This is a genomic window from Deinococcus aetherius (assembly GCF_025997855.1).
GTDB lineage: Bacteria > Deinococcota > Deinococci > Deinococcales > Deinococcaceae > Deinococcus > Deinococcus aetherius.
This window is the reverse complement of the sequence record NZ_AP026560.1, coordinates 853,276-876,272: the sequence shown is the minus strand read 5'-3', so window position 1 is coordinate 876,272 and position 22,997 is coordinate 853,276. Positions and strand designations below refer to the sequence as shown.

Here is a 22,997-nt window from a genome sequence, read left to right as displayed (position 1 = left end):
CGCCCCCTGGGGACAATGCACCCCGAACGAGCGGTCAGGGGCGGGCCGCGATCATGAAGTCTTGAAATGACGAGTCCGCTTGCGGAACGGGAGAGCCCCTTCGTTCACCCTCCGCCTTGGAGGCCACCATGAACAAGAAACCCGAGGAGAAGTACACCGACCCCGAACTCCGCGAACGGCTCAAGGAAGAGATTATGCAATCCGACAAGGGCGGCGTTCCCGGGCAGTGGTCGGCGCGCAAGAGCCAGTTGCTCGTCCGCGAGTACGAGGCGCACGGCGGAGGGTACATCGGCGAGAAGGACGAGGCCGCCCGCTCGCTCGAACACTGGACCGAGCAGGACTGGCAGACCGTGGACGGCGACGAGCGCGCCCGGCACGGGGACAGCGTAAGCCGTTACCTGCCCAAGGCGGTCTGGGAGGCCCTGACCCCCGAGGAGCGCCGCGAGGCCGAGCAGAGCAAGGTGCACGGCTCGGAGGAGGGCGAGCAGCATGTGGACTGGCCCCCCGCCGTGCGCCACGCCATGGAGCGGTTCGAGAGGGAGCAGGGCGGCAAGTAGCCAGGGATAGCGGAAGGCAGGGGGATCGGGCTGCATACATTTGACACCCGCTGCATCCCGCGCTATCCTTTTTTTATCACCGCCCGAGAGGGCGGCTTTTTTGTGCCCTCTCAGGCTCAGGGAACACCAGCCGGAAGTCCGGCACCCCCAGCGTCAGACGCGGGCGGGCGGAGACGAGGGGCGGATGCAGGCCGTCAGCGTGCAAGACGGTGAGGCGGGCGGGGCTGACGTGCCCCGTCGCCCTCGGCGTGGTCAGAAGCCAGCCTTCGCCCCCATCCAGAGCAGGCTGAGCGAGGGTTCGCAACGGGGCGGGAAGGAGTGCGGTGGTCACCGGCAGACGTGGCCCGCTCCATTGACAGGCGAGGTGCGCGACGGCCCGCCCGTCCTCCCCGGTCACGCGCACCTGACCGCGCCCCGGCTCCCCTTCCCACTCGAACCCGGCGAGCCTCTTGGGGAGGCCCCAGTTGCGGCGGCCCCAGACCATACTCTCCCGCGTGCTGACGAAGATGGACCGGACCTGGAGGCGCGGCCCGGCGGGGCTGGGCGTAGGTGCCTCCACCCACAGCAACTCGTCGTAGGGACCGACCGGGGACGAGGCGTAGCGCAGCAGCATGAGCGCCCCGAGCAGGGAGCCCGGCGCGGGAGCGTAGAGCGCGACGAGGCCGTGCCCGCGCAGGGTCCAGGGGGGCGGCGTCATGGGGGCAGGGTACGCGCTAGGCTGCCCGCCATGCTCAAGCACGTCTCCTTCCTCGCCCGGGACCTCGCCGCCACCCTCGCCTTTTACGGGCGGCTGGGCGGCGTGGTCGAGAAGGACGTGACCACCCCCGAGGGCTTCCGGCGCGGGGTGGTGCGGCTGGGCGGGGGACGGCTCCAGTTCTTCCAGATGGGGGGAGAGACGCCCGCCCCGCACGAACACTGGGCCGAGCACGTCGCGCTGCATGTCCCCGGCCTGCGCGCCCTGCTCCCCGAGTTGCGCGCGGCGGGCGTGATCGTCACCCGTGACCTCCAGTCCAGCCCCAGCGGGCGAGACATGGCCTTCGTGCTCGACCCGGACGGGCGGCAGGTGGAGCTCTTGGAGGCGGAAGGTTGAAAGCAGACGGCAGATGGCGGGAGCGTTCCCAAGCCATCTGCCAAAGCCTTCATCTCAACAAGGGGCCAGTCGTTGCTTGACGCTGGGGGAGCGGCCGGGCTGGTCACACGCCCCCTTACCCGTTGCTTCGCAACTCCCTCCCTGCCTCGCAGCTTTGCAAGTCCCACGGGGGGAGAAGGTCAACAGCGCGAAAACGCCAGGTGACAGGCACATCTGCTCTGTTTCCTTCTGTCGTGGACATCCTGAACCCAGGTGGGAGAAAAGCCTGCCTTCTGTCTTTCGCCGCAGCCCGTCTACGGCCCTTCGGTGTAGACCCGGCTGGGATAGTAATACTTCTCCAGCAGCAGCTTCCCGAGGGCGACGGTGGGCACGGCGAGCAGCGCCCCCGCGAAGCCGAAGAGGGCCACGCCGACGAGGATGGCGACGAGCACGGTGATGGGGTGGAGGTCGGTGGTCCGGCTCAGGATGTAGGGGCTCAGGAAGTTGCCCTCGATCTGGTTGGCGGCCACGAAGATCACGACGACGAGCAGCATCTTGACCCAGCCCGACGGCAGGGCGAGGAGCAGGGCGGGCGTCGCGCCGATGATCGGCCCCAGGTACGGCACGATGTTGAAGGCTCCGGCGAGAAAGCCGATGGCGGCGGCGCTCGGAATGCCGATCAGGGTGAGCCCCAGCCACACGAACACGCCGATGAACAGGGCGATCAGGAGTTGCCCGCGCACGTACCCCCCGACCGCCGTGCCGACCAGCCCGGTGAATTCCAGCACCTTGGGCTGCCAGGGGCGCGGGAAGAAGCGCAGCAGGGCGGCGTTCACCCGGCTGTAGTCGAGCATCAGGTACACGCTCAGGAGCAGGATCAGCAGGACCTGCCCCAGGATGCCGCCGATGGACACCAGGCGGCTGAAGAGCGTGCCGGTGGAGTTGAGCACGTTTTGCAGGATCGGGATGAAGTTCTGGCCCAGGTTCTGCACGTAGGTCTGCACCGTCTCCGTCAGGCGCTCGCGCACCCCGTCGAGCCCGGTCACGCCCCGCTCGCCCAGCCAGGTGAAGGAGCGGTCGAGCAGCACGCTCAGGCGCTCGATCTGCGCGGGCAGGCTGCCCAGCAGCTCGATAAACTGGGCCGACACGGTGATGAGCAGTGCCCCTGCCAGCGCGAAGACGCCCGCGAAGATCAGCAGCACGAAAAAGACGCCCAGGCCCCGCTTGACCCGGCCCCGTTCCAGCCAGTTGAGCAGGGGATTGGCGAGGTAGGCGATCAAAAAGGCCACCGCGAAGTCCACGACGACCGAGCCGACCCGGCCCAGCAGACGGTAGGCGACGTAGAAGGCGATCAGGAACGCGGCCGCACGCACCCACGGGCTGCGCCACACGTATTGAAAGGCGTTGAGCGGTTTGGGGGGCGCGATCATGCCGCCCATCATATGAACTCCCCAGGTGGGGGCTCCTCCACGGGTTACACACGCTCGCCGACCCGGGCCCCGGCACCCTTGCCGCCGCCCCGCTCTGCTACAGTGACCCCATGACGTTCGCCTGTTGCCTCCCCTAGCGGTGAAGCAGCGATCCCTGCCGCCGCGCCTCTTCCCTGTGGCGCGGCGGCTTTTCCTTTGTCCCCCGGCCAGGAGTCCCCATGACCCAAGCACCCACCCGCACGCCCGATCCCGACATCCTCCTGTACGACACCATGCAGCGCCAGAAGGTCCGCTTCGTCCCGACCGCGCCCGGCCGCGTGGGCATGTACCTGTGCGGGCCGACCGTCTACTCCGACGCGCACCTGGGGCACGCGAAGAAGGAGGTCGCCTTCGACGTGATTCGCCGCGCCCTGATGCATTTCGGGTACGCGGTGCGCTACGTGACGAACGTGACCGACGTGGGCCACCTCCAGAACGACTCCGACGACGGCGAGGACAAGCTGCTCGCCCGCGCCCGGCTGGAGAGCCTCGAACCGATGGAGGTCGCCGACAAGTATTTCTGGTCCTTCGTGCGCGACATGGACGCCCTGAACGTCCTCAAGCCCTCCATCAACCCCCGCGCGACCGGCCACGTCCCCGAGCAGATCAAACTGATCGAGGAACTCATCGAGCGCGGCCACGCCTACGAGGCGAACGGGAGCGTGTACTTCGACGTGCGCTCGTGGCCCGAGTACGGCAAGCTCTCGGGGCGCAGGCTCGACGACCAGGAGGAGGGCACCCGCGAGGAGGTGCGCGAGGAGAAGCGTGATCCACGCGACTTCGCCCTCTGGAAGCGGGCCGAACCCGGCCACATCATGCGCTGGGAGTCGCCGTGGGGCCTTGGTTTTCCCGGCTGGCACATCGAGTGCAGCGCGATGAGCCTCAAGTACCTCGGGGAGGGCTTCGACATCCACGGGGGCGGCCTGGACCTCCAGTTCCCGCACCACGAGGCGGAGATCGCGCAGTCGGAAGCGGCGGGTCATCCTTTCGCCCGCTACTGGATGCACAACAACATGCTCACCATCGGCGGCGAGAAGATGAGCAAGAGCAAGGGCAACTTCACGACCGTACAGGACGTGCTGGCCCGGCACGACCCGATGGTGGTGCGCTTCCTGCTGGTGTCGAGCCACTACCGCTCGGTGACCGAGTTCAGTGACGCCGCCTTCGAGAGCGCCCGAAGTGGCTACCGCCGCCTCTCCGAGGCCCTGCACGAGGTCGAGCGCCGCCTGCCCTCCGCCCCCGAGCGGCCCGAACCGGCGTTGCTGGCGAAGATCGGGGGCCACGTCCGGGAGTTCGAGGACGCTATGCGCGACGACTTCAACACACCGCGCGCGGTCGCCGCCCTCTTCGGCCTGACGACCGACGTGAACGCGGCCCTGAACGCCGAGGAGGTCGGGCGGGAGGCGCTGGAGGCGGCGCGGGACGCCTACCGCACCCTCGGCGGGGACGTGCTGGGCCTCTTCGCGGAGGGCGGCGCAACTGCACGACAGGACGACACACAGGTTGTGGACGCCCTGATGGACCTCGTGCTCAAGGCGCGGCAGAACTACCGCCTGAACAAGCAGTACGCCCAGGCCGACGAGTTGCGGGGGACCCTGGCACGGGTCGGCGTGACGGTCGAGGACACCAAGGAGGGGCCCCGCTGGCGGCGCTGAGGCCCAGCGGGCTGTCAGAAAGTTGTCAGGGCTCGCCCCCTACCCTGATCCCGAGCGGTGAACAATTCACCCTCTTCCCTCCCCTCTGAAGGCGCGCCTCCCCTCCCCGGCGCGCCTTCTTCCTTTGAAGGCGGGGCAGGTAAACGCCGGGTCACCCCCGCCTCACCCACGCGCCCAGCGCAGCGTTACACTCCCCCTATGCTGCCCCTCGTCAAGCAGGTGCTCGACAACTTCAACCTCGACGTGGACCCGGCCCTCAGTCTCGACGAGAACGTCGAGGAGGTCATCAAGAGCGCGGCCCTGCTGTCGGGTGCCATCGCGGTCGAGCCCGTCCCCTTCGCGGACATCCTGCTCATCACGCCCGTGCAGGCCAAGATGGTGCTGCACATCGGCAAGATTTACGGCTTCGACATCAACCCCACCCGCGCCCGCGAGATCGCGCAGGAACTCGGCGCGACTGTCGCCTACGGCGTGATGGCCCGGCAGGTCATGCGCGGCCTCGCCAAGCTGGCCCTGCCCGTGATCGGCGGCCTGATCACCGCGCCCGCCGTGTACGGCTGGACCTTCGCCCTCGGGCGGGTCGCGCAGCGGTACTTCGAGCGCAAGCGTCAGGGCCTCCCCTTCGAGAAAAAGGAGCAGGTCCGCGTGGTGCAGGAGGCCAAGGAGCAGACCCGCCGCGTGCTGCCCAGCGCGCAGGATTTCAGCGACCTAGCCTCCGAACTCCGCCGCCGCGCCGAGGAGAAGCACAAAGGGCAGGGCACCGACCCCCGCAACCTGAACTGAGGGAAAGTCCGCGAGCGGCCCGGGCCATCACTCCCCGGGCCGCTCGATTTCGGTCGGCATGGGGAACCCCTGCCCTACCTTGAGCGTCTATGAACTGGTCACCCGAAAGCTGGGACGGCTCCTGGCTCGTCATTCCCGACCTGCACGGGCACGCGGCGCGGCTGCGGGCGGCCTTACAGGTGACGGACAGGGTTCACCCGGCGGCCCGGCTCGTCTTCCTCGGCGACCTGATCGACGACTCTCCCCGGAGGCGTGAAGCGAGGCGAGCGCGGGCCAACCCTGGAACACGGGACGACTCGCGCGAGGTGCTGGAGACGGTACGCCGCCTCACGGAGTCGGGCCGCGCCGACGTTCTTCTCGGCAATCACGAGGTCATGGCCGCTGCCGCCGTGTTGGACGACGACCGCCCGATGATGAACCTATGGTGGCGGGTTGGTGGGCGCGAGGCCGCCGCCTCCTACGGCTGGAGCGGCAAAGGGGAGGCGGGCGCCCTGGCCGAAGACCTGCGCTGGCTCCGGGAATATGGTCAGTTGTGGCTGGAGGTGGGGTCACCGAATGCCCGCATTCTGCTCGCGCACGCCACCCGCCCCACCCCGGTCCGTCTCGCGGGTGGCAGGAACCGGGCCGCCGACCTCTGGCCTTCCGACGCGGACGACGAGGTGGTGTGGTTTCCCCTTGGCCTGGAAGGCGACTCCTCCGCCCAGCACCTCCACCCCCTGCCCGCCAACTTCAGCCTCAGCGTCCACGGCCACATGGAGACGGACACGGTTCGCTCCCTTTCCGACGACGAGGGCAAGGAGGCCCTTCAAATCGACCTCCACCCCCGCTGGCGAAAGCTGTGCCTCCTGAGCATCGATGATGACGGCGAGATGGAGCCGCACATCACGACCATTCCGCGTCACTGATGACGCTGGTGGGACGACGCAAGCCGGGGCAAACTCAGCGGACCACAAACGGCCGGAGCCCCCACACCGGGCGGGCGTGAGGGCTCAGGGCTCCAGGCTTCAGTCCAGCAGCGGGTAGTCGGTGTAGCCCTTCGCCTCGCCCTGGTAGAAGGTGGCGCGGTCGGGAGCGTTCAGGGGTGCGCCCCGGCGGAAGCGCCCCGGCAGGTCGGGGTTGGCGATGGAGGCGGAGCCGAAGGACACGAGGTCGGCGTGGCCCCCCTCGATGATCCAGTTCGCTCCCCGGAGGTCGTGGAAGCCGCCGTTCGCCATCACCGCCCCGCCGAAGGTGCGGCGCACGAGCGGGAGCAGGGTACGTTCCGGCAACGCCTCGCCGCGCGTGGGCACGAACTCGGCGACGTGGACGTAACCGAGGCTCAGGGCGCTCAGCTCCTCCAGCAGCCGGGTGTACGTCGCCTCCAGGTTCTCGTCACCGATCCCGGCGGCGCTTCCCGTGGGCGAGATGCGGTAGCCGACCCGACCCGGCTCCCAGACCTCCAGCACGGCGCGGGTGACCTCCAGCGGAAGACGCAAGCGATTTTGGAGGGAGCCGCCGTACTCGTCGGTGCGGACGTTGCTCCCCGTCAGGAGGAACTGTTCGAGCAGGTAGCCGTTCGCCCCGTGAATCTCCACCCCGTCGAAGCCCGCGTCCCTCGCGTTCTGTGCGGCGCGGTGGTAGTCGGCAACGAGGCCGGGAATCTCGGAGGTCTCCAGGGCGCGCGGCGTCACGAAGGGGTGGAAGCCGCCGTCGTAGCTCCCCTCGGGCGGCCCGGCGGGAATGGCGCTGGGGGCCACGGGCGTCTCGCCGTTCAGGTAGTCGGGGTGCGAGAGCCGCCCGACGTGCCACAGTTGCAGATAGATGTACCCGCCCCGCGCGTGAACCTCCTCGGTGACGGCCCGCCAGCCCGCCACCTGCTCGGGGCTGTAGATGCCGCTCGTGCGCGGGTAGCCCTTGCCCTGCGGGCTGATCTGAGAGCCCTCGGTAATGATCAGACCGAAGCCCGCACGCTGCACGTAATACTCGCGCACCAGGGCGCCGGGCACGTCCGTTCCCTCTTCGGCCCGGCTGCGCGTCAGCGGCGCCACCACCATACGGTTCCGCAACTCGTTCGGCCCGAGGCGAAAGGGCGTCAGGACGGCGGGCGTGGCGGCAGGTGTGTCTGTTCGGGATTCGAGTGTGGTCATGAGTGTTGCTCCTCCCTTACGGCGGCGAGTATGCCTACTCCTCCCAGGCCGTAATGCAAATCACATCGCTTTATGAAACAAAGCGGCAGGTGCTTGGCCTCCGCTTGACCCTACCGCCGACCTGCGGCAGACTTCACGCAGGCGTAGATCCGCAGGAGTACCGCGCCACGCACCCATGAGCGAGCCCGAGACGGTGAGAGTCGGGCGGGGCCAGCAGCGCGGGAAGGGCGGCGGGGAGTCTGTTCAAATTCACAAAAGTGCCAGTCTTGCGGCAGAAAGCCGGGCTGGAACTGGGGTGGAACCGCGTAGAGCATCACATCTGCGTCCCCAGGCGAGCACTTCGCCGGGGCCGTTTTCTTTTTGCCCCCGGCGGGTGCGGAAAGGAGAGGTTATGCCCGCACAGTCGATGGAAGAACTCGTCAGCCTCTGCAAGCGCCGGGGATTCATTTTTCAGGGCTCCGAGATTTACGGCGGCCTGCAAGGTTTTTACGACTACGGCCCCCTGGGCGTGGAGCTGAAGAACAACATCAAGGCCGCGTGGTGGCGCACGAACGTCTACGAGCGCGACGACATGGAGGGCCTGGACGCCTCCATCATCATGCACCGCCTCGTCCTGCGTCACTCCGGCCACGAGGCCACCTTCAGCGACCCGATGGTGGACAACCGCAAGACGAAGAAGCGGTATCGGCTGGATCACCTCGTCAAAGATCAGAAACCGGACGTGGTTGCCAAGGTCGCGGAGGGCATCGGTGAGAATGCCGCCAACTTCCCGGCGGTGGTAGCGGCACTCGTGGCGCAGCCCACGCGGGCGTCCGAGGCCCTGATCGCGGCGGGCGTGCGCGACCCCTTCTCGGGGGAGGTGGGCGACTGGACCGCTCCGAAGCCCTTCAACATGATGTTCAAGACGACGATTGGCCCGGTCGCCGATGAGGACTCCTACGCCTACCTGCGGCCTGAGACGGCGCAGGGGATCTTCACCAACTTCAAGAACGTGGTGGACTCGACCAGCCGCCGCCTGCCCTTCGGCATCGCCCAGATCGGCAAGGCCTTCCGCAACGAGATCACGCCGCGCAACTTCATCTTCCGGGTGCGCGAGCTGGAGCAGATGGAGATCGAGTTCTTCTGCGTCCCCGGCACGGACGAGGAGTGGCACGAGAAGTGGCTCCAGGCCCGCCTCGCCTGGTGGGAGGCGCAGGGCGTGCCGCGCGAGAAGATTCAGATTCTCGACGTGCCCGAAGAAGACCTCGCCCACTACTCCAAGCGCACCTACGACCTGATGTACGACTACCCCACGCTGGGGTACGAGGAGATCGAGGGCATCGCCAACCGCACCGACTTCGACCTGGGCAGCCATACCAAGGCGCAGGGCGAACTCGGACTCGTCGCCAGGGTCGAGGAGAACCTCGATTCGGTCGCCAAGTTGACCATCCCCCACCCCGAGACGAACAAGCCCGTCGTGCCCTTCGTGATCGAGCCCTCTGCCGGGGTAGACCGCGCCATGCTCGCCGTGCTGTCCGAAGCATTCACGAAAGAGACGCTGGAGAACGGCTCAGAGCGAATCGTCCTCAAGCTCAGGCCGCATCTGGCGCCCATCAAGGTGGCCGTCATCCCCCTCGCCCGCAACAGGGAGGAGATCACGTCGGTCGCCAGGGCGATCAAGGCCGAGCTTCAGGGCCTGGGCCTGGGCCGCGTGCTGTACGAGGACAGCGGCAACATCGGCAAGTCCTACCGCCGCCACGACGAGGTGGGCACGCCGTACTGCGTGACGGTGGACTTCGACACCGTGGGCAAGGGGGAGGACCCCAATCTGACCGATACGGTGACGGTGCGCGACCGGGACACGTTGGGGCAGGAGCGGGTGAAGATCAGCGAGTTGAGCGGGTGGATTCAGGGGCGGCTGAGGTAAGTGAGTCAGCATTCAGCCGCCAGTAGTCAGCAGGAACAGTAAGCGGCAGCCCTCGCCTTGTGCGGGGGTTTTTGCTGTCGGGGTTGGGGTGAGTGGGGGTAAAGGGGCGTCAGCGTGTTCCCCCCTCCCAACCTCCCCCCCGTGGGGGAGGAGCCATAGGCGAGGGCAACTTCTTTGCGTTGGCACTTGCCCCGTGGCCCCCTCTCCCGCAAGCGGAGAGGGAGAACTGCGCCTTAGCTTTTGCTTTCCTAAAACCGTCACCCTGGACAACCAACAGGAGCGGGGCCAACTAATGCCCCAGGCCACGACCCCGCCTTGCTCGCGCAGCGAGACGGTGGGCTCGCAGATGGGACGCGCCAAGATCAGACCTTGCGCTAGGAAGAACCCGACCACCTGCGCCGCCCGTGTGTCCTTGCCGAGCGCAGCGACAAGCTCCCCCTACCCCCCCGGGGGTAGGGGGCTGGGGGGTGGGGGAAAACCGTGGCAAGACGCCCAGCCAACAACAGACCCATTTCTCCGCCACCCAGAAAGCTGACGAAGGTCCCCACAACACCTCTCCCCACTTTCCCCTACCCTGATCCCATGACCCCCCCCGACCTCGATGGCCTCCGCGCCCTGGACGCCCGCGACCCCCTGGCCTCCAAGCGCGCCGAGTTCCTGATCCCGGGCGGCGTGATCTACCTCGACGGCAACAGCCTCGGCGTGCTGCCCGCCCGCGTGCCGGAGCGGATGGAGAGGGTGGTGCGCGAGGAGTGGGGCCAGGACCTGATCCGCTCGTGGAACACGCACGGCTGGATCGACCTGCCCGCCCGGGTGGGCGCCCGCATCGCCCGCCTCATCGGGGCCGACGCCGATGAGGTGATCGCCGCCGACAGCACGAGCGTGAACCTCTTCAAGGTGCTGTCGGCGGCGCTCCATGTGGCGGCGAAGGGGGACCCCCGGCGGCGCGTGATCGTCGCCGAGGAGGACAACTTCCCCACCGACCTCTACATCGCGCAGGGACTGGCGGCGCTGCTGGGCGAGGCGCGGGCGGAACTGCGGCTGGTCGCTCCTCACCGGGTCGCGGACGCGGTGGGAGACGATACCGCCGTCCTGATGCTGACCCAGGTGGACTACCGCACGGGCGAGCGGCACGACCTCCCGGCGGTGACCCGGCGGGCACACGAACGGGGTGCCCTGGCCGTGTGGGACCTCGCCCACAGTGCGGGGGCCTTTCCGGTGGACCTGAACGGGGCGGGGGCGGACTTCGCGGTGGGGTGCGGGTACAAGTACCTCAACGGGGGACCGGGGGCGCCCGCCTTCCTGTACGTTGCCCGCCGTCACCATGCCGACGCGCCCAACGTGCTCAGCGGGTGGATGGGCCACGCCTCCCCCTTCGAGTTCACCTCGCGGTACACGGGCGCGTCGGGCATCGGCCAGTACGCCACGGGCACGCCGAGCATCCTGAGCCTGAGCGCCCTGGACGCCGCGCTGGAGGTCTTCGAGGACGTGGAGATGCGGCTGGTCCGCGAGAAGTCCCTGAGCCTCACCCGCACCTTCATCGAATTGACGCGGCCCCTCTGCGCCCGGCATGGCTTCCGCCTCGCCACCCCCGAGGACGACGCGCGGCGCGGCAGTCAGGTCAGCCTCGCCCACCCGCACGGCTACGAGATCATGCAGGCCCTCATCGCTGCAGGGGTGGTCGGCGACTTCCGCGCGCCCAACCTGCTGCGCTTCGGCTTCACGCCGCTCTACACCAGCCACGAGGACGTGTGGCACGCGGTCCAGACCCTCGACACCGTCATGCGGGAGGGCCGCTGGCAGGACGCCCGCTACGCCGAGAGAAACGCGGTGACCTGAGATGACCCACACGCCCGACCCCAACTCGCCCGGCCCTGACTCCCCCGAACGGGCCCAGGCCGACTTCACCCGCTCGCTCTCCTACGGCGACTACCTGCACCTCGACACGCTGCTGAGCGCCCACCAGCCGCTGACGGGTGCCCACGACGAACACCTCTTCATCGCCGTCCATCACGTCTCGGAGGTCTGGCTGCACCTCATCAACGTGGAGTTGCGGGCGGCGATGCGGGCCCTGGAGGCGGGCGTGGTAGATGCGCCGCTCAAGGGCCTGACCCGGGTGGTGCGGGCGCTGGAACAGCTTACCCAGGCGTGGGAAGTGCTGAAGACGATGACCCCCGCCGATTACCTCCAGTTCCGGGGAGCCTTCGGGGCCGCGTCGGGCTTCCAGTCGGCGAACTACCGGACGATGGAATTCCTGCTCGGGAACCGGCACGCGGCCCTGCTCCGCCCCCACGCGCACCGCCCGGACCTGCACGCCCCGCTCTCAGCCGACTTCCACGCGCCCAGCCTCTACGACCTCGCCCTGCGCCTCCTCGCCGAGCGCGGCCTGCCCATCCCCGACGAGGTGCTGCACCGCGACCGGACGCGGCCACCCACCCCGCACCCCGAGGTCCTGGCGGCGTGGCTGACCGTCTACCGCGACCCCGAGCGGTCCTGGGACCTGTACGAACTCGCCGAGAAGCTGCTTGACGTGGAGGACAACTTCCGCCGCTGGCGCTACAACCACCTCACGACGGTGGAGCGCACCATCGGCTTCAAGACGGGCAGCGGGGGCACGAGCGGCGCCGGGTATCTGCGCCGGGCGCTGGAGACGGTGCTCTTCCCCGAGCTGTGGCAGGTCCGCACCGAGTTGTAGGCCAGGAGGCACCCATGGACACTCGCCCCCCACTTCCACCCTTCACGTTCGAGACGGCCACGCAGAAGGTCCGGTCAGCCGAGAACGCCTGGAACACCCGCGAGCCGGCCCGGGTCGCGCTCGCCTACACGCAAGACAGCCGCTGGCGCAACCGCTCGGAGTTCTTCACCGGGCGGGAGGCCATCACCGCGTTCCTGACCCGCAAGTGGGAGCGCGAACTCGACTACCGGCTCATCAAGGAACTCTGGGCCTTCTCTGGGCACCGCATCGCCGTCCGCTTCTGCTACGAGTGGCACGACGGCGCGGGCCAGTGGTACCGTTCCCACGGCAACGAGCAGTGGGAATTCGACGAGCGCGGCCTGATGCGCCGCCGCGAGGCGAGCATCAACGACGTGCCCATCTCGCCGGAGGACCGCCTCTTCCTGTGGGCGGCGGGACCTCGCCCGGAGGATCACCCCAGGCTGACGGAACTGGGGCTGTAGATCGGCCCACAGGCAAAACGCCCTCCCAGTGTGAAGAGACGTTTTGCCTGTGGGCCAAGGCTCACGCCCGCTTAGCCCTCCTCCCTCCGCTCGCCGTACTTGCCCTCCAGGTAACGGCGGTGGGCGTCGAGGGTCCGGGCCTGCGCCTTCTGCCGTTCGCGGACGACCCCGCTCATGCGGCGCTCGATCAGGGCGAGCTGCCCGAGGAGCAGGTCGTCGGCCTGGGGCGTGCGGGGGGCGGCGTGGTAGGCGCGCAGGAGTTCCGGCAGGTCCTCGCGGGCGGCCTGCCGGGCGTCGAAGGCGTCGCGGCCCAGCGAGAGGTCGCCCGCCGTCACCCGCAGGGCGTCCCGGGTGGCGATCACGGTCGCGTGCAGGGCGGCGCGGGTGGAGGTCGGCAGGGCGCGCTCGCTTCCACGCAGCAGGGCGAGCAGGCCCGCCTCGTCGTCGGCACGGGCCGCACTTCCCGACCCGGTGGGCGCGTCCAGCGTCACGAGGTCGGCCTCACCCTCCTCGCGGGCCCGGATCAGCAGGGTCGCCCGCCGCGCCGTCCACACCGCCCCGAAGGTGGCGAGCAGGAGGGTGAAGGCGAGCAGCCACCCGGCCACGTCGCTCCCGAAGGCGGTGCCCACGCCGAGCAGCAGCAGCAGCGGCCCGAGCAGGAGAGCCCCCAGCACACACAGCGCGAGCAGCACGAGGAGGCCGACCGCCCGCCGCACCACACTGACCCCCCGCCTCAGGGGGTGCCCCGGTCCGCCGGGGGGCAACCAGGGATCACGCCCCCAGGAGTCGGGGCTCCGCGCGGGAAGACGCCGGGCGGGCCGAATCAGATACCGCACCACCCGCGAACCGGTGCGGGCGGCGGTGAAGAGGGTGGAGGGATTCACGGGCGCCATGATTCTTCAGGGTACGCGGCGGGGGCGGGGCCGGTTCCCGCGCCGCTCACGTTCCCGGCTCCCCGGCGGCACCGGGCTGCCCTTCCACCCGCAGCTCCCGCACCCTTCGGGCCAGCGCCTGCCACGGCCCGATCTGGAAGTGATTGTGCCCCAGCGGACTCGTCGAGGGCAGCACCCAGACCTCCGCCCCCTCCAGCGGCAGGAGTTGCGGGCCGTAGGGCAGCTTGCCGGTCGGCAGCCCCAGCGTCTCCGAGGCGCCGCGCTTGGAGGTGAAGGCGACGACGGCGGGGCGGTAGTGCCGAATCTTGACGCGCAGTTCGTCCGGGGCCCACGCCTCCCCGGGCAGGGCGGCGTCCACCCCGCTGTGCCGCTTCGCCACGTCGGTCAGGCCGATGCCGTACTCCGGCAGGGTCGGGTACTCGCGCGGGGCGAGTTGGCGCGGCGTCAGCCCGGTTTCAAACAGCACCCGCCAGAACTTGTTCTCGGGGTTGGCGTAGTACGCCCGCGCCCGCGCGCTGATACGGCTGGGGGCGGTGCCCACGAGCACGAGCGTCAGGCCGGACTGCAACACATCGGGAACGAGGTAGCCCTCCCCCGCCGTCGGCTGGCCGCCGGAAGCTGGCCGCCCGTCCTCAGTCGTCGTCGTAACGCTCCTCCTTGAAGGGGTCGCCGCGCATGTGGTAGCCGTTGCGTTCCCAGAACCCGGGCTTGTCGGCGGCCATGAACTCCAGGCCCGTCAACCACTTCGCGCTCTTCCAGAAGTACAGGTGAGGCACGACGAGCCGCAACGGCCCGCCGTGCTCGGCGTCGAGCGGTTCCCCACCGAAGGTGTGGGCAATCAGGTTTTCGGTCCGGGTGAAGTCTTCCAGGCTGAGGTTGGTCGTGTACCCCCCGACGCTGTGCTGCATGACGTGGGTGGCACCCGGCTTGAGCCCGATGTGCTCCATCAGGTCCACCACCCGCACACCCGTCCAGGTCGTGTCGAACTTGCTCCAGTGGGTGACGCAGTGGATGTCGTACGTCAGGGTGGTCTGCGGCAGGGCGAGGAGGTCCCCCCACGTGAAGGTCTGCTCCTCGGCCAGCCCGAAGACGCGCACGACCACGTCCCCCGGCGCGTAGTGCTGGGTGGGGCCGTAGGTCAGGACGGGGAAGCGGGTGGTGAGCGTCTGGCCGGGGGGCACCCGGCCGCCCATGTCGCCCTCCGGCTTCTTGAAGAACTTACCGAGCATGGGTGTATTTGACGGCCTGAGTGCGCGGGACGGTATGGGAACGCCCACCTTTTCAGGATGTGTGAAGGAAGCTGCTAGGTCTGCATGAGCGCGCCCCTAACCCACCCTCAAGACAGGCTGTCAGAAAGGAGAAAGGGGAATAGGTGTACACTGTACACCAAGACCGGGGCGACCTCTCTTTTCCCCGGTGTCCCATGCCCCGGTCGAGCGCCAACGCGGCGCGAGGAGACCCTGCATGAGAGCAACCGACCAGGCCCGGCACGAGGTGGAGCGCGCCCGATTTGTGAGCGACGTGCGCGACCTGCTGGCGATCCTGCGGCGCGAACCGAACGAGCTGCTGCCCTTCGACTGGGTGCGTCACCTCGGTCCGCAGGGCCAACACTCCCTCGGCCTCCAGACGATCCCCGTCGAGCAGATCATCGGCTCGGTGGACCGCTACCGCGAGTTCGACCGCCACTACCTGCCCAAGGAGCGGCACCTCGACGAGCGGTGGATCGGCGTCCGGTCGGCCCAGCTTCAGGGCAAGGAGCTGCCCCCCATCCAGGTGTACAAGGTGGGCGACCTGTACTTCGTCAAGGACGGCAACCACCGCGTCTCGGTGGCGCGCCGCCAGGGCCAGAAGTTCATCGACGCCCACGTCATCGAACTCGACGTGACGGTTCCGCCGGACGAGCACGACACCCTGCGCGACCTGATCATCAAGGGCGAGTACGCGCGCTTCCTCCACCAGACGAACCTCGACCGGGTGGTGCCCGGCCACCGCGAGATCCTCTTCACCACCCCGGGCCGCTACGACCGCCTGCTCGACCACATCCGCACCCGGCAGTACTTCCTTGACCGCAAGCCGGAGCGCGCGGGACTCCCGCCCGTCACCTGGGAAGAGGCGGTCGAGAGCTGGTACCGCCGCCTGTACCTGCGGGTGGTCGAGAATCTGGAAAAGCACGACGTGATGAGCCGCTTCCCCGGGCGCACCGAGGCCGACCTCTACCTCTGGATCATGGACCACCGCTACTTCCTGACCGAGAAGTACGGCCACGACGTCGGCAGCGAGGAGGCCACCCGCGACTTCCGCGCCCACTATGCCCCGCCCCTCTACAAGCGGGTCGGCCAGCGCATGAAGTTGTTGCTGCGCGGCCAGCTTGACCCGGCGACGTAGAACGGCCCCAAAGATCGGCGGCTGCGGGTGATCAGGGACCAGGGCCTCCCCACCTCCAGCCGTTCCTTTTCGCCACGAGGACCCGCGATTCTTTTTGTCACTCCCCGACACCAAAAGAAAAAACCCCGTCAACGACGGGGGTTCTGTGGTGCGGAAGGGCAGACTTGAACTGCCGACCTCACGCTTATCAGGCGTGCGCTCTAACCAGCTGAGCTACTCCCGCGCACCGCACTTGCGAGCAAGCGGGTGACACTGTAGCAGCGGGGGGCCAGGGTGTCAACGCCGGGAGTTAGCCGCCCACGACCTGCACGCCCCGCCAGAAGGCAACGCGACCCGTGATCTGCCGGGCGGCCTCCTTCGGCTCCGGGTAGAACCAGGCCGCGTCGGGGTTGGTCTTGCCCTCCACCTCCAGGGTGTAGTAGCTCGCCGTTCCCTTCCAAGGGCAGACGGTGTGGGTCGCGCTCGGCCGCAGGAGGGCGGGATCGACGCTCTCGCGGGGGAAGTAATGGTTGCCCTCCACGACCACGGTGTCGTCCGACTCGGCGATGACCCGTCCGTTCCAGATCGCTTTCATGTCCACAAGGTATGGGACGGGAGTGAGTGAACCGTTGCCCAATTGACAAGGGGAGCCTACGGGCGCTCAATAGAAGCCACATGAAACGCTTCCAACTGGTGGGGCGCGCGGGCGCCGTCACGGCCCTCACGCTGTCCCTCTCCGCCTGCGGCCTCTTCAACCCGCCGGGGAACGGGACCAAGGCGCGCGACTGGCGCGACGAGGTGATCTACTTCGCCATGACCGACCGCTTCGCCAATGGAAACACGGCGAACGATAACGGCCCGAACAGGAACGAGGGCGACCGCGCCGACCGCACCAATCCGCTCGGATGGCACGGCGGCGACTTCGCGGGGCTCAAGGCGAAAATCGAGGAGGGCTACTTCAAGCGAATGGGTTTCACGGCCCTCTGGGTGAGCCCGGTCGTCTTGCAGGTGCCCGCCATCCCGGTCAACGACGGGCCGAACAAGGGCAGGCCCTTCGCCGGATACCACGGGTACTGGGCCGAGGACTTCTTCACGGTCGATCCGCACTTCGGCACGCTCGCCGAGTACAAGTCGCTGATCGAGACGGCGCACAGGAACAACATCAAGATCATTCAGGACGTGGTGGTGAACCACGCGGGTTACGACGCGACCCTGACCAAGACCCACCCCGAGTGGTTCCACACCCAGGCCGAGTGCGACGCGAGCACGAACAAGGAGGTCGACTGCCCCCTGGCGGGCCTGCCCGACTTCAAGCAGGAGTTGCCCGAGGTCACGACCTACCTCAATCAATTCATCACGTACTGGCGGAACGAGACGGGCATCGACGGCCTGCGGATCGACACGATGAAGCACGTGCCGGACAGCTACTGGCGGCAGTTCTTCACGGCAGGCGGCGCGGGCGACCCCTCCAAGCTCTGGTCGGTCGGCGAGGTATTCGACGGCAACCCGGCGCGGCTGGCGCACTTCATGAACGACCTCGGTTCCCCCAGCGTGTTCGACTTCGCGCTGTACTACGGGATCAAAGACCAACTGAGCAGCGCGAACGGCGACCTGGGCCGTCTCGCGGACGTGTTCGCGCAGGACGGGGTGTACCAGGACCCCACCCGGCTGACGACCTTCGTGGACAACCACGACGTGCGGCGCTTCGTGAGTGAGGTGACCGAGCGCGGCGGCACCCCGGCGCAGGCGGCGGAGCGGCTGGACCTCGCGCTGAGCCTGATCTTCACCTCGCGCGGCACCCCCAGCCTGTACCAGGGCACCGAGATCGCGCAGGCCGGGCTGGGCGACCCGTACAACTACGTCCTCGGGCAGGGCAACCGCGAGGACATGAACTTCGCGGCCCTCGCGGGGAGCAGCCTCGACGAGCGGATCGCGGCGCTGGCGGTGGCCCGGTCCAAGTTCCGGGTGCTCACGCGCGGCGCCCAGCAGGAGTTGTGGCGGCCGAACGGGGGGGCGCCCATCTTCGCCTACCGCCGGGTGGCGCAAGGCGGCAAGGGCGGCCAGCCGGTCGTCGTCGTGATGAACAACGGGGACGCGCCAGTGGACCTCGCCACGCTGAGCGGGGGCGGAATTCCCCTGCTGGGCACCTTCGGGGCCGGGGCGCTCACCGAGATCACCGGGCGGGCCAGCGGCCTGTCGGTCAGCGGCGGCAAGCTCGTCGGCACGGTTCCGGCCCGCAGCGCCCTGGCGGTGACGGCCCCGGCGGGGAACGGGGCCACGGGGACGGTCAACCCGGGTCTGCCCGAGGTCACGGACCTGAGCGCGCGGGCCGGGGACAACGCCGTGCAACTGATGTGGACGGCGAGCACGGACGCCAATGTGACCGGGTACCGAGTGTATGCGCGAACGGGAAGCGGGCAGGAGCGGCTGCTGAACTTCGCGCCGCTGCCGAAGACCCAGACGACCTACCTCGCCTCGGGCCTCCCGAACGACGTGGAGGCGACCCTTCGCGTGGTGACGGTGGACGCCCAGGGCGCCGAGAGCAAGGGCGTCACCGTCCGCGCCACCCCGAGCAGCAAGAACACGGTCAAGGTCACCTTCACCGTGGACGCGCGCAGCCAGGGGAACGGGCCGATTGAAATCCGCCGCTTCGACACCGGCTCGCAGGTCGAGTACCCGATGACCCAGGTCAGCCGGGGGGTCTGGAAGACGGACATCGACCTCCCCCTCTTCCGCGAAGTGAAGTTCAAGTTCGGCAACGACGGCGCGGGGGCGAAGAACAGCGGCTACGAGGGCCCCGGCAAGGGTGACCGCTCGTATGTGGTGGGCACGAACGACAACGCTTACGGCGGCACCTACGACTTGATCGGCGAGCCCGTGCCGCCGACGGTCGAGGGCCGGGTGACGGGTGCAGGAGCGGCGCTGGCGGCCGCGCTCGTCACGGCGACGACCGCCGATCCCAACAAGAATTACGCGATCACCTTCCCGGACGGCTCCTACACCCTCTTCGCCCCGGCGGGGACGCAGACGCTCAAGGCGACGGCGGAGGGCTACGCGGAGGCGACCCGGCAGGCCACCTCGCCGGGCACGGGGGCGGACTTCAACCTCACACGCGTCGCTCAGGGCGGGCAGGTCGTCGGCAAGTACACCCTCGACGGCGACCTGAGCGACTGGACCGCCCCCAAGGTGAGCGCGCAGAGCCCGAATGCGGGGGTTTTCGGCCCGGACAACAACTGGCTGAGCCTGCTCGCCGACAGCGACGGCCAGTACCTCTACCTCGCGTACACCTACCGGGTGACGGGCAACAGCGCCGTCCTGTACCTCGACACCGGGGCGGGCGGCGCGGCGCAGGCCGACAACTTCGAGGCGTGGAAGCAGGCGGCCACCTTCGGCGGGGGCATGGCGGGCGCGGACGCCTTCGTCGCGCGGTACGAGAACCAGCCCGCCCAACTGCGCCTCGTGCAGGGCGACACTGCCACGCCCGAGGTGGCCGCAAGCAACTACTTCATCGCCACGCGTGGCACGCTGCCCGCGCAGACGGTCGAGCTGGCGATCCCCTGGTCGGCCTTGGGGCTGAGTGGGGCCCCTGCAAACGGAGTCAACGTGGTGGGCGGCATCTTCGGCGGCGCGGGGTACGGCGCGGGCGACATCATCCCCGACGCGGGCAGCACGCCCCCCGGCGCGAACACCATCGGGACGGAGGCGGAAAACCGCCGCGCGACCTTCACGGCGCCCCTGAACGTCAGGTAACCCCTTACACTGAGCGCGACGCGGGAGGCTTCCACGCCGGGGCCTCCCGCCGCCTCTTGACCCATCGCCTGACCGTGGGCTGACAAAGAGGTGGAGAATCGGAGGGAATTGTCATGGTGCTGTCAAGATTCATGCCGAAAAACCCGCAGTTCAGCGCGAAGTTCGCCGAGGCGGCCCGCAACGCGCACGCCACCGCCCAAGCCCTCGTGGAGCTGCTGGAGAACTACACCGACGTGGAGGCCAAGGTGCGCCGGGTGCGCGACCTCGAACACGAGGGCGACCGCATCACGGGCGAGATCACGAACATGCTCGCCTCGTCCTTCATCGTGCCCTTCGACCGCGAGGACATCATCGCCCTGAACGCGGAACTCGACGACCTCGTGGACGACATGGAGGACGCCGCGCGCAAGCTCAGCCTCTACGGGGTCGAGCGCCCCCTGCCCGAGATGGCGCGGCTCGCGCGGGTGGTCGAGCGGCAGTGCGCCCTGCTGGCCCAGGGGATGCCCCTGATCGAGGACACCGGCCGCATCCAGGAACTCGCCGGGCTCGCGCGGCAGATTCGCACCCTGGAGGACGAGGGCGACACCATCAGCGACGAGGTGCAGCGCACCCTCTACCAGGGGGTGACGGACGTGCCGGGGATGATCCGGGCGATGCGCGGCGGCGAGATCGTGAACCTGATCGAGGACGCCTCCGACCAGGCGCAGCGGGTGGCGAAGACCGTCGAGAGCATCCTGCTCAAGAACGCGTGACGCGGGGCGACCGAACAGCATGACTGCCGCCCTCATCGCCCTGCTCGTCATCCTCGCGCTCGCGCTGGCCTTCGACTTCATCAACGGCTTCCACGACACGGCGAACGCCATCGCCACCTCGGTCGCCACCAGGGTGCTGAGCCCGGCGCAGGCCATCGCCATGGCCGCCGTGATGAACGTGGTGGGCGCCCTGACCGGCACCGCCGTCGCCAAGACGGTCGCCACCGACATCGTGCCGCAGCAGTTCGCCACGCTGGAACTCACGGGCGCGGCGCTGCTGAGCGCCATCATCTGGAATCTCTATACGTGGTGGCGCGGCCTGCCCAGCTCCTCCAGCCACGCCCTGATCTTCAGCCTCGTCGGGGCGGGGGTTGCGGTGGGCGGCTGGGACATCATCATCCCCAGGGGCGTCACCAAGACACTGATAGGTCTGGTGACCAGCCCGGCCCTCGGCTTCCTCGTGCCCATCGTGCTGATGTTCCTGCTCTCGTGGCTGCTCCTGCGGCGGATGCGGCCCCGCATGGTCACACGCAACTTCCGCTGGGCGCAGATTTTCAGCGCCGCCTTCATGGCCTTCTCGCACGGCGGCAACGACGCGCAGAAGACGATGGGGATCATGACCTTTGCCCTGAGCGCCTACTTCGGCGCCGCGCTCGACCACGTGCCCCTGTGGGTGATCCTCTCCGCCGCCACCGCGATGGGCCTGGGCACCGCCATCGGCGGCTGGCGCATCATCCGCACGATGGGCTTCAAGGTCGTAGACCTGAGGCCCGTGGACGGCTTCGTCGCCGAGACGAGCGCCGCCCTGATCATCGAGACGGCGAGCCGCCTGGGCATCCCCGTCAGCACCACCCACACCATCAGCACCGCCATCATGGGCGTGGGCACCACCAAGGGTTTTCGCAAGGTGAAGTGGCAGGTCGCGGGGCGCATCGTCCAGGCGTGGGTGTTCACCATCCCGGTGTGCATCGCGCTGGGGTGGGCGATTCACAAGCTAATCCTGATGACGGGGGTTTGAGGGGGAAGTGGTCAGCTTTCAGCCGTCAGCGGTCAGCAAGAGAAGGGGGCGTTCCTGGGGAGGGGCGCCCTCTTGTTTTGGTCATGGCGGTTGCCGCAGGCCGTTCCGAGTCATCTCCCCAAGGAAGTAGAGTTCGGTCGATATGCCCGCACCGTACGTTGAACTTCCTTCCGAGGCCCTCAAAGGCTTCAAACCTACATGGACATACTCTTCCACGCTGATCTGGTGGCAGTTCGACGACATCTCGTTTCCTGAGAAGGGATGGGCTGACAATCCCGGGGTTGTCCTTCCTTGGTGGGCCCATCAGCTCATACTCCTGATTCAGGGGGCCAGAACAGTGGAACTCCGCTTTATGGAAGGCCCCTACGCGCTCACCCTCAGCCCAACAACTGGCGACGACGTTGAGGTGAGCGCATTGGAATGGGAAGCGCCCCTATCCGTGGCCCTACCTGATCTCGTACATGCTGTCCAGGACGCCATGCGCCGGGTCACTCCGGCTTTTGAAGCGGTGCCGGAGTTCCGCGCTCATGCCCGCAGTCTCCGAGATCTGGCTGAACAGCTTGACCGACAACTGCGCTACCGCGAACAAGGCAGCCGCTGAACACGTACAGCGTGGGAAGGCTCAGCGTGCCGCTCCACTTGCCCGGTCAACTCCCATCCCTTCCCGGCTCGCCCACAACTCCACCAGCCCGCGCAGGGTCAGCGTCTCGTCGTAATGGTCGATCTCGCGGCAGATGCCCTCGACGGTGCGGGAAAAGCCCCCGGTGGCAACGGCGACGGCGGGACCCGGCAGTTCGGCGCGGATGCGGCGCAGCAGACCGTCCACCATCTCGGCGTACCCGTAGACGAGGCCCGATTGCAGGGCGTGAACCGTGTTCTTGCCGATGGCGGTCCTGGGCGCCTCCAGCGCGATGCGGGGCAGCTTGGCGGCGCGGGCGAACAGAGCGTCGGCGCTGACCTGGGCGCCCGTGGCGAGGATGCCTCCGACGAAGCGCCGCCCCCGCCCGATCACGTCGAAATTCGTACTCGTGCCGAAGTCCACGACGACGGCGTACTCGTGCGTGTCGAGATAACGCTCGGCCCCGAAGAGGTTGCACAACCGGTCGGCCCCGATGGCGTCGGGCTGGTCGAGTTCGACCCGCACGTCGGGCAGGCTGGCCGCGCTGACCTCGAAGGGCTCGACCCCGAAGTGCCGCCGCAGGGCGAGGGCGTAGTTCTGCCCGACCGGGGGCGCCACGCTGCTCAGGACGGCGGCGTGGGGAGCCTGGGCCCCGGCCAGGGTGAACAGGCCGTGGAGTTGCAGCGCGAGGTCGTCCGGGAGCACGTCGCGGTTCGTCCGCACGCGCCAGGTGTGGGTGAGGTTCAGGCCCTCGTCGGCGAGGCCCAGGACGGTGCTCGTGTTGCCGATGTCCACGACGAGCAGGGGGAAGGAGGCGGGCACGGGGGCATTGTACGGGAGGGGTGGCCCCGGCTCCCGC

General features: G+C 68.5%; 22 protein-coding genes and 1 tRNA gene. 14 read left to right on the top strand and 9 right to left on the bottom strand.

Annotation, left to right across the window (positions count from 1 at the left end):
- The first annotated feature begins 128 nt into the window (after window positions 1-128).
- A complete protein-coding gene (locus DAETH_RS04550) occupies window positions 129-557 on the top strand; it encodes a DUF5872 domain-containing protein (protein ID WP_264776736.1) in 429 nt (142 codons plus the stop codon).
- Between the two features lie 76 nt (window positions 558-633).
- Here the strand turns inward: DAETH_RS04550 and DAETH_RS04545 are convergent, their stop codons facing one another.
- Window positions 634-1,254: a hypothetical protein gene (locus DAETH_RS04545; protein WP_264776735.1), complete on the bottom strand. Its 621-nt coding sequence runs from the start codon at window positions 1,252-1,254 to the stop codon at window positions 634-636.
- A gap of 30 nt (window positions 1,255-1,284) precedes the next feature.
- Between DAETH_RS04545 and DAETH_RS04540 the strand changes: the two genes are divergently transcribed.
- Window positions 1,285-1,647 (top strand): VOC family protein, encoded by a 363-nt coding sequence (locus DAETH_RS04540; protein WP_264776734.1) that lies wholly within the window; start codon window positions 1,285-1,287, stop codon window positions 1,645-1,647.
- Between the two features lie 293 nt (window positions 1,648-1,940).
- Here the strand turns inward: DAETH_RS04540 and DAETH_RS04535 are convergent, their stop codons facing one another.
- Window positions 1,941-3,056 (bottom strand): AI-2E family transporter, encoded by a 1,116-nt coding sequence (locus DAETH_RS04535; RefSeq protein WP_264776733.1) that lies wholly within the window; start codon window positions 3,054-3,056, stop codon window positions 1,941-1,943.
- 218 nt (window positions 3,057-3,274) lie between these two features.
- On the opposite strand from DAETH_RS04535, the gene cysS reads away from it, so the two are divergent.
- From cysS to DAETH_RS04520, 3 genes are all read left to right on the top strand, one after another.
- On the top strand, window positions 3,275-4,750 hold the full coding sequence (gene cysS, locus DAETH_RS04530; protein ID WP_264776732.1) for a cysteine--tRNA ligase: 1,476 nt from the start codon (window positions 3,275-3,277) through the stop codon (window positions 4,748-4,750).
- 198 nt (window positions 4,751-4,948) lie between these two features.
- Window positions 4,949-5,533, top strand: coding sequence for a YcjF family protein (locus DAETH_RS04525; protein ID WP_264776731.1), 585 nt, complete (start codon window positions 4,949-4,951; stop codon window positions 5,531-5,533).
- A gap of 89 nt (window positions 5,534-5,622) precedes the next feature.
- Window positions 5,623-6,438 carry a metallophosphoesterase gene (locus tag DAETH_RS04520; RefSeq protein WP_264776730.1) on the top strand — a complete coding sequence of 272 codons (816 nt, stop codon included), beginning with the start codon at window positions 5,623-5,625 and terminating at the stop codon, window positions 6,436-6,438.
- Between the two features lie 99 nt (window positions 6,439-6,537).
- On the opposite strand, the gene DAETH_RS04515 is transcribed toward DAETH_RS04520, so the two are convergent.
- Window positions 6,538-7,659, bottom strand: coding sequence for an alkene reductase (locus tag DAETH_RS04515; RefSeq protein WP_264776729.1), 1,122 nt, complete (start codon window positions 7,657-7,659; stop codon window positions 6,538-6,540).
- 391 nt (window positions 7,660-8,050) lie between these two features.
- Between DAETH_RS04515 and DAETH_RS04510 the strand changes: the two genes are divergently transcribed.
- From DAETH_RS04510 to DAETH_RS04495, 4 genes are all read left to right on the top strand, one after another.
- A complete protein-coding gene (locus DAETH_RS04510) occupies window positions 8,051-9,565 on the top strand; it encodes a glycine--tRNA ligase (protein ID WP_264776728.1) in 1,515 nt (504 codons plus the stop codon).
- 582 nt (window positions 9,566-10,147) lie between these two features.
- The gene (kynU, locus tag DAETH_RS04505; protein ID WP_264776727.1) at window positions 10,148-11,404 is read left to right on the top strand and encodes a kynureninase; all 1,257 of its coding nucleotides are present in this window, start codon (window positions 10,148-10,150) and stop codon (window positions 11,402-11,404) included.
- A gap of 1 nt (window position 11,405) precedes the next feature.
- Window positions 11,406-12,260 (top strand): tryptophan 2,3-dioxygenase, encoded by an 855-nt coding sequence (gene kynA, locus DAETH_RS04500; protein ID WP_264776726.1) that lies wholly within the window; start codon window positions 11,406-11,408, stop codon window positions 12,258-12,260.
- Window positions 12,261-12,274: 14 nt separating this feature from the next.
- The gene (locus DAETH_RS04495) at window positions 12,275-12,742 is read left to right on the top strand and encodes a nuclear transport factor 2 family protein (RefSeq protein WP_264776725.1); all 468 of its coding nucleotides are present in this window, start codon (window positions 12,275-12,277) and stop codon (window positions 12,740-12,742) included.
- 71 nt (window positions 12,743-12,813) lie between these two features.
- Here DAETH_RS04495 and DAETH_RS04490 read toward each other — a convergent pair whose 3' ends face one another.
- The 3 genes from DAETH_RS04490 to DAETH_RS04480 all read right to left on the bottom strand — a co-directional run bounded on the left by DAETH_RS04490 (window position 12,814) and on the right by DAETH_RS04480 (window position 14,864).
- The gene (locus DAETH_RS04490; protein ID WP_264776724.1) at window positions 12,814-13,635 is read right to left on the bottom strand and encodes a hypothetical protein; all 822 of its coding nucleotides are present in this window, start codon (window positions 13,633-13,635) and stop codon (window positions 12,814-12,816) included.
- A 46-nt stretch (window positions 13,636-13,681) separates the two neighbouring features.
- Window positions 13,682-14,206, bottom strand: a complete 525-nt coding sequence (locus DAETH_RS04485) for a mismatch-specific DNA-glycosylase (protein ID WP_264776723.1) — start codon at window positions 14,204-14,206, stop codon at window positions 13,682-13,684.
- A gap of 61 nt (window positions 14,207-14,267) precedes the next feature.
- Window positions 14,268-14,864, bottom strand: coding sequence for a sulfite oxidase-like oxidoreductase (locus DAETH_RS04480; RefSeq protein WP_264776722.1), 597 nt, complete (start codon window positions 14,862-14,864; stop codon window positions 14,268-14,270).
- A gap of 235 nt (window positions 14,865-15,099) precedes the next feature.
- On the opposite strand from DAETH_RS04480, the gene DAETH_RS04475 reads away from it, so the two are divergent.
- Window positions 15,100-16,020, top strand: coding sequence for a DUF4032 domain-containing protein (locus tag DAETH_RS04475; protein ID WP_264776721.1), 921 nt, complete (start codon window positions 15,100-15,102; stop codon window positions 16,018-16,020).
- A gap of 146 nt (window positions 16,021-16,166) precedes the next feature.
- Here the strand turns inward: DAETH_RS04475 and DAETH_RS04470 are convergent.
- Window positions 16,167-16,243: transfer RNA gene (locus DAETH_RS04470), tRNA-Ile, on the bottom strand.
- A 66-nt stretch (window positions 16,244-16,309) separates the two neighbouring features.
- Window positions 16,310-16,594, bottom strand: a complete 285-nt coding sequence (locus tag DAETH_RS04465) for a DUF427 domain-containing protein (RefSeq protein ID WP_264776720.1) — start codon at window positions 16,592-16,594, stop codon at window positions 16,310-16,312.
- Window positions 16,595-16,674: 80 nt separating this feature from the next.
- Here DAETH_RS04465 and DAETH_RS04460 point away from each other — a divergent pair, with 80 nt between their 5' ends.
- The 4 genes from DAETH_RS04460 to DAETH_RS04445 all read left to right on the top strand — a co-directional run bounded on the left by DAETH_RS04460 (window position 16,675) and on the right by DAETH_RS04445 (window position 22,120).
- Window positions 16,675-19,749: an alpha-amylase family glycosyl hydrolase gene (locus DAETH_RS04460; RefSeq protein WP_264776719.1), complete on the top strand. Its 3,075-nt coding sequence runs from the start codon at window positions 16,675-16,677 to the stop codon at window positions 19,747-19,749.
- A gap of 113 nt (window positions 19,750-19,862) precedes the next feature.
- Window positions 19,863-20,501 carry a DUF47 domain-containing protein gene (locus DAETH_RS04455; RefSeq protein WP_264776718.1) on the top strand — a complete coding sequence of 213 codons (639 nt, stop codon included), beginning with the start codon at window positions 19,863-19,865 and terminating at the stop codon, window positions 20,499-20,501.
- 19 nt (window positions 20,502-20,520) lie between these two features.
- The gene (locus tag DAETH_RS04450; protein ID WP_264776717.1) at window positions 20,521-21,519 is read left to right on the top strand and encodes an inorganic phosphate transporter; all 999 of its coding nucleotides are present in this window, start codon (window positions 20,521-20,523) and stop codon (window positions 21,517-21,519) included.
- Between the two features lie 142 nt (window positions 21,520-21,661).
- Window positions 21,662-22,120, top strand: a complete 459-nt coding sequence (locus DAETH_RS04445; RefSeq protein ID WP_264776716.1) for a hypothetical protein — start codon at window positions 21,662-21,664, stop codon at window positions 22,118-22,120.
- Between the two features lie 21 nt (window positions 22,121-22,141).
- On the opposite strand, the gene DAETH_RS04440 is transcribed toward DAETH_RS04445, so the two are convergent.
- On the bottom strand, window positions 22,142-22,960 hold the full coding sequence (locus DAETH_RS04440; RefSeq protein ID WP_264776715.1) for a type III pantothenate kinase: 819 nt from the start codon (window positions 22,958-22,960) through the stop codon (window positions 22,142-22,144).
- Window positions 22,961-22,997: the final 37 nt, after the last annotated feature.

What these genes read in the sequence shown, in the direction of transcription:
- DAETH_RS04550 (WP_264776736.1), top strand. Translation starts at nt 129, where the DNA reads ATGAACAAGAAACCCGAGGAGAAGTACACCGACCCCGAACTCCGCGAA.
- DAETH_RS04545 (WP_264776735.1), bottom strand. Translation starts at nt 1,254, where the DNA reads ATGACGCCGCCCCCCTGGACCCTGCGCGGGCACGGCCTCGTCGCGCTC.
- DAETH_RS04540 (WP_264776734.1), top strand. Translation starts at nt 1,285, where the DNA reads ATGCTCAAGCACGTCTCCTTCCTCGCCCGGGACCTCGCCGCCACCCTC.
- DAETH_RS04535 (WP_264776733.1), bottom strand. Translation starts at nt 3,056, where the DNA reads ATGATCGCGCCCCCCAAACCGCTCAACGCCTTTCAATACGTGTGGCGC.
- cysS (WP_264776732.1), top strand. Translation starts at nt 3,275, where the DNA reads ATGACCCAAGCACCCACCCGCACGCCCGATCCCGACATCCTCCTGTAC.
- DAETH_RS04525 (WP_264776731.1), top strand. Translation starts at nt 4,949, where the DNA reads ATGCTGCCCCTCGTCAAGCAGGTGCTCGACAACTTCAACCTCGACGTG.
- DAETH_RS04520 (WP_264776730.1), top strand. Translation starts at nt 5,623, where the DNA reads ATGAACTGGTCACCCGAAAGCTGGGACGGCTCCTGGCTCGTCATTCCC.
- DAETH_RS04515 (WP_264776729.1), bottom strand. Translation starts at nt 7,659, where the DNA reads ATGACCACACTCGAATCCCGAACAGACACACCTGCCGCCACGCCCGCC.
- DAETH_RS04510 (WP_264776728.1), top strand. Translation starts at nt 8,051, where the DNA reads ATGCCCGCACAGTCGATGGAAGAACTCGTCAGCCTCTGCAAGCGCCGG.
- kynU (WP_264776727.1), top strand. Translation starts at nt 10,148, where the DNA reads ATGACCCCCCCCGACCTCGATGGCCTCCGCGCCCTGGACGCCCGCGAC.
- kynA (WP_264776726.1), top strand. Translation starts at nt 11,406, where the DNA reads ATGACCCACACGCCCGACCCCAACTCGCCCGGCCCTGACTCCCCCGAA.
- DAETH_RS04495 (WP_264776725.1), top strand. Translation starts at nt 12,275, where the DNA reads ATGGACACTCGCCCCCCACTTCCACCCTTCACGTTCGAGACGGCCACG.
- DAETH_RS04490 (WP_264776724.1), bottom strand. Translation starts at nt 13,635, where the DNA reads ATGGCGCCCGTGAATCCCTCCACCCTCTTCACCGCCGCCCGCACCGGT.
- DAETH_RS04480 (WP_264776722.1), bottom strand. Translation starts at nt 14,864, where the DNA reads ATGCTCGGTAAGTTCTTCAAGAAGCCGGAGGGCGACATGGGCGGCCGG.
- DAETH_RS04475 (WP_264776721.1), top strand. Translation starts at nt 15,100, where the DNA reads ATGAGAGCAACCGACCAGGCCCGGCACGAGGTGGAGCGCGCCCGATTT.
- DAETH_RS04465 (WP_264776720.1), bottom strand. Translation starts at nt 16,594, where the DNA reads ATGAAAGCGATCTGGAACGGACGGGTCATCGCCGAGTCGGACGACACC.
- DAETH_RS04460 (WP_264776719.1), top strand. Translation starts at nt 16,675, where the DNA reads ATGAAACGCTTCCAACTGGTGGGGCGCGCGGGCGCCGTCACGGCCCTC.
- DAETH_RS04455 (WP_264776718.1), top strand. Translation starts at nt 19,863, where the DNA reads ATGGTGCTGTCAAGATTCATGCCGAAAAACCCGCAGTTCAGCGCGAAG.
- DAETH_RS04450 (WP_264776717.1), top strand. Translation starts at nt 20,521, where the DNA reads ATGACTGCCGCCCTCATCGCCCTGCTCGTCATCCTCGCGCTCGCGCTG.
- DAETH_RS04445 (WP_264776716.1), top strand. Translation starts at nt 21,662, where the DNA reads ATGCCCGCACCGTACGTTGAACTTCCTTCCGAGGCCCTCAAAGGCTTC.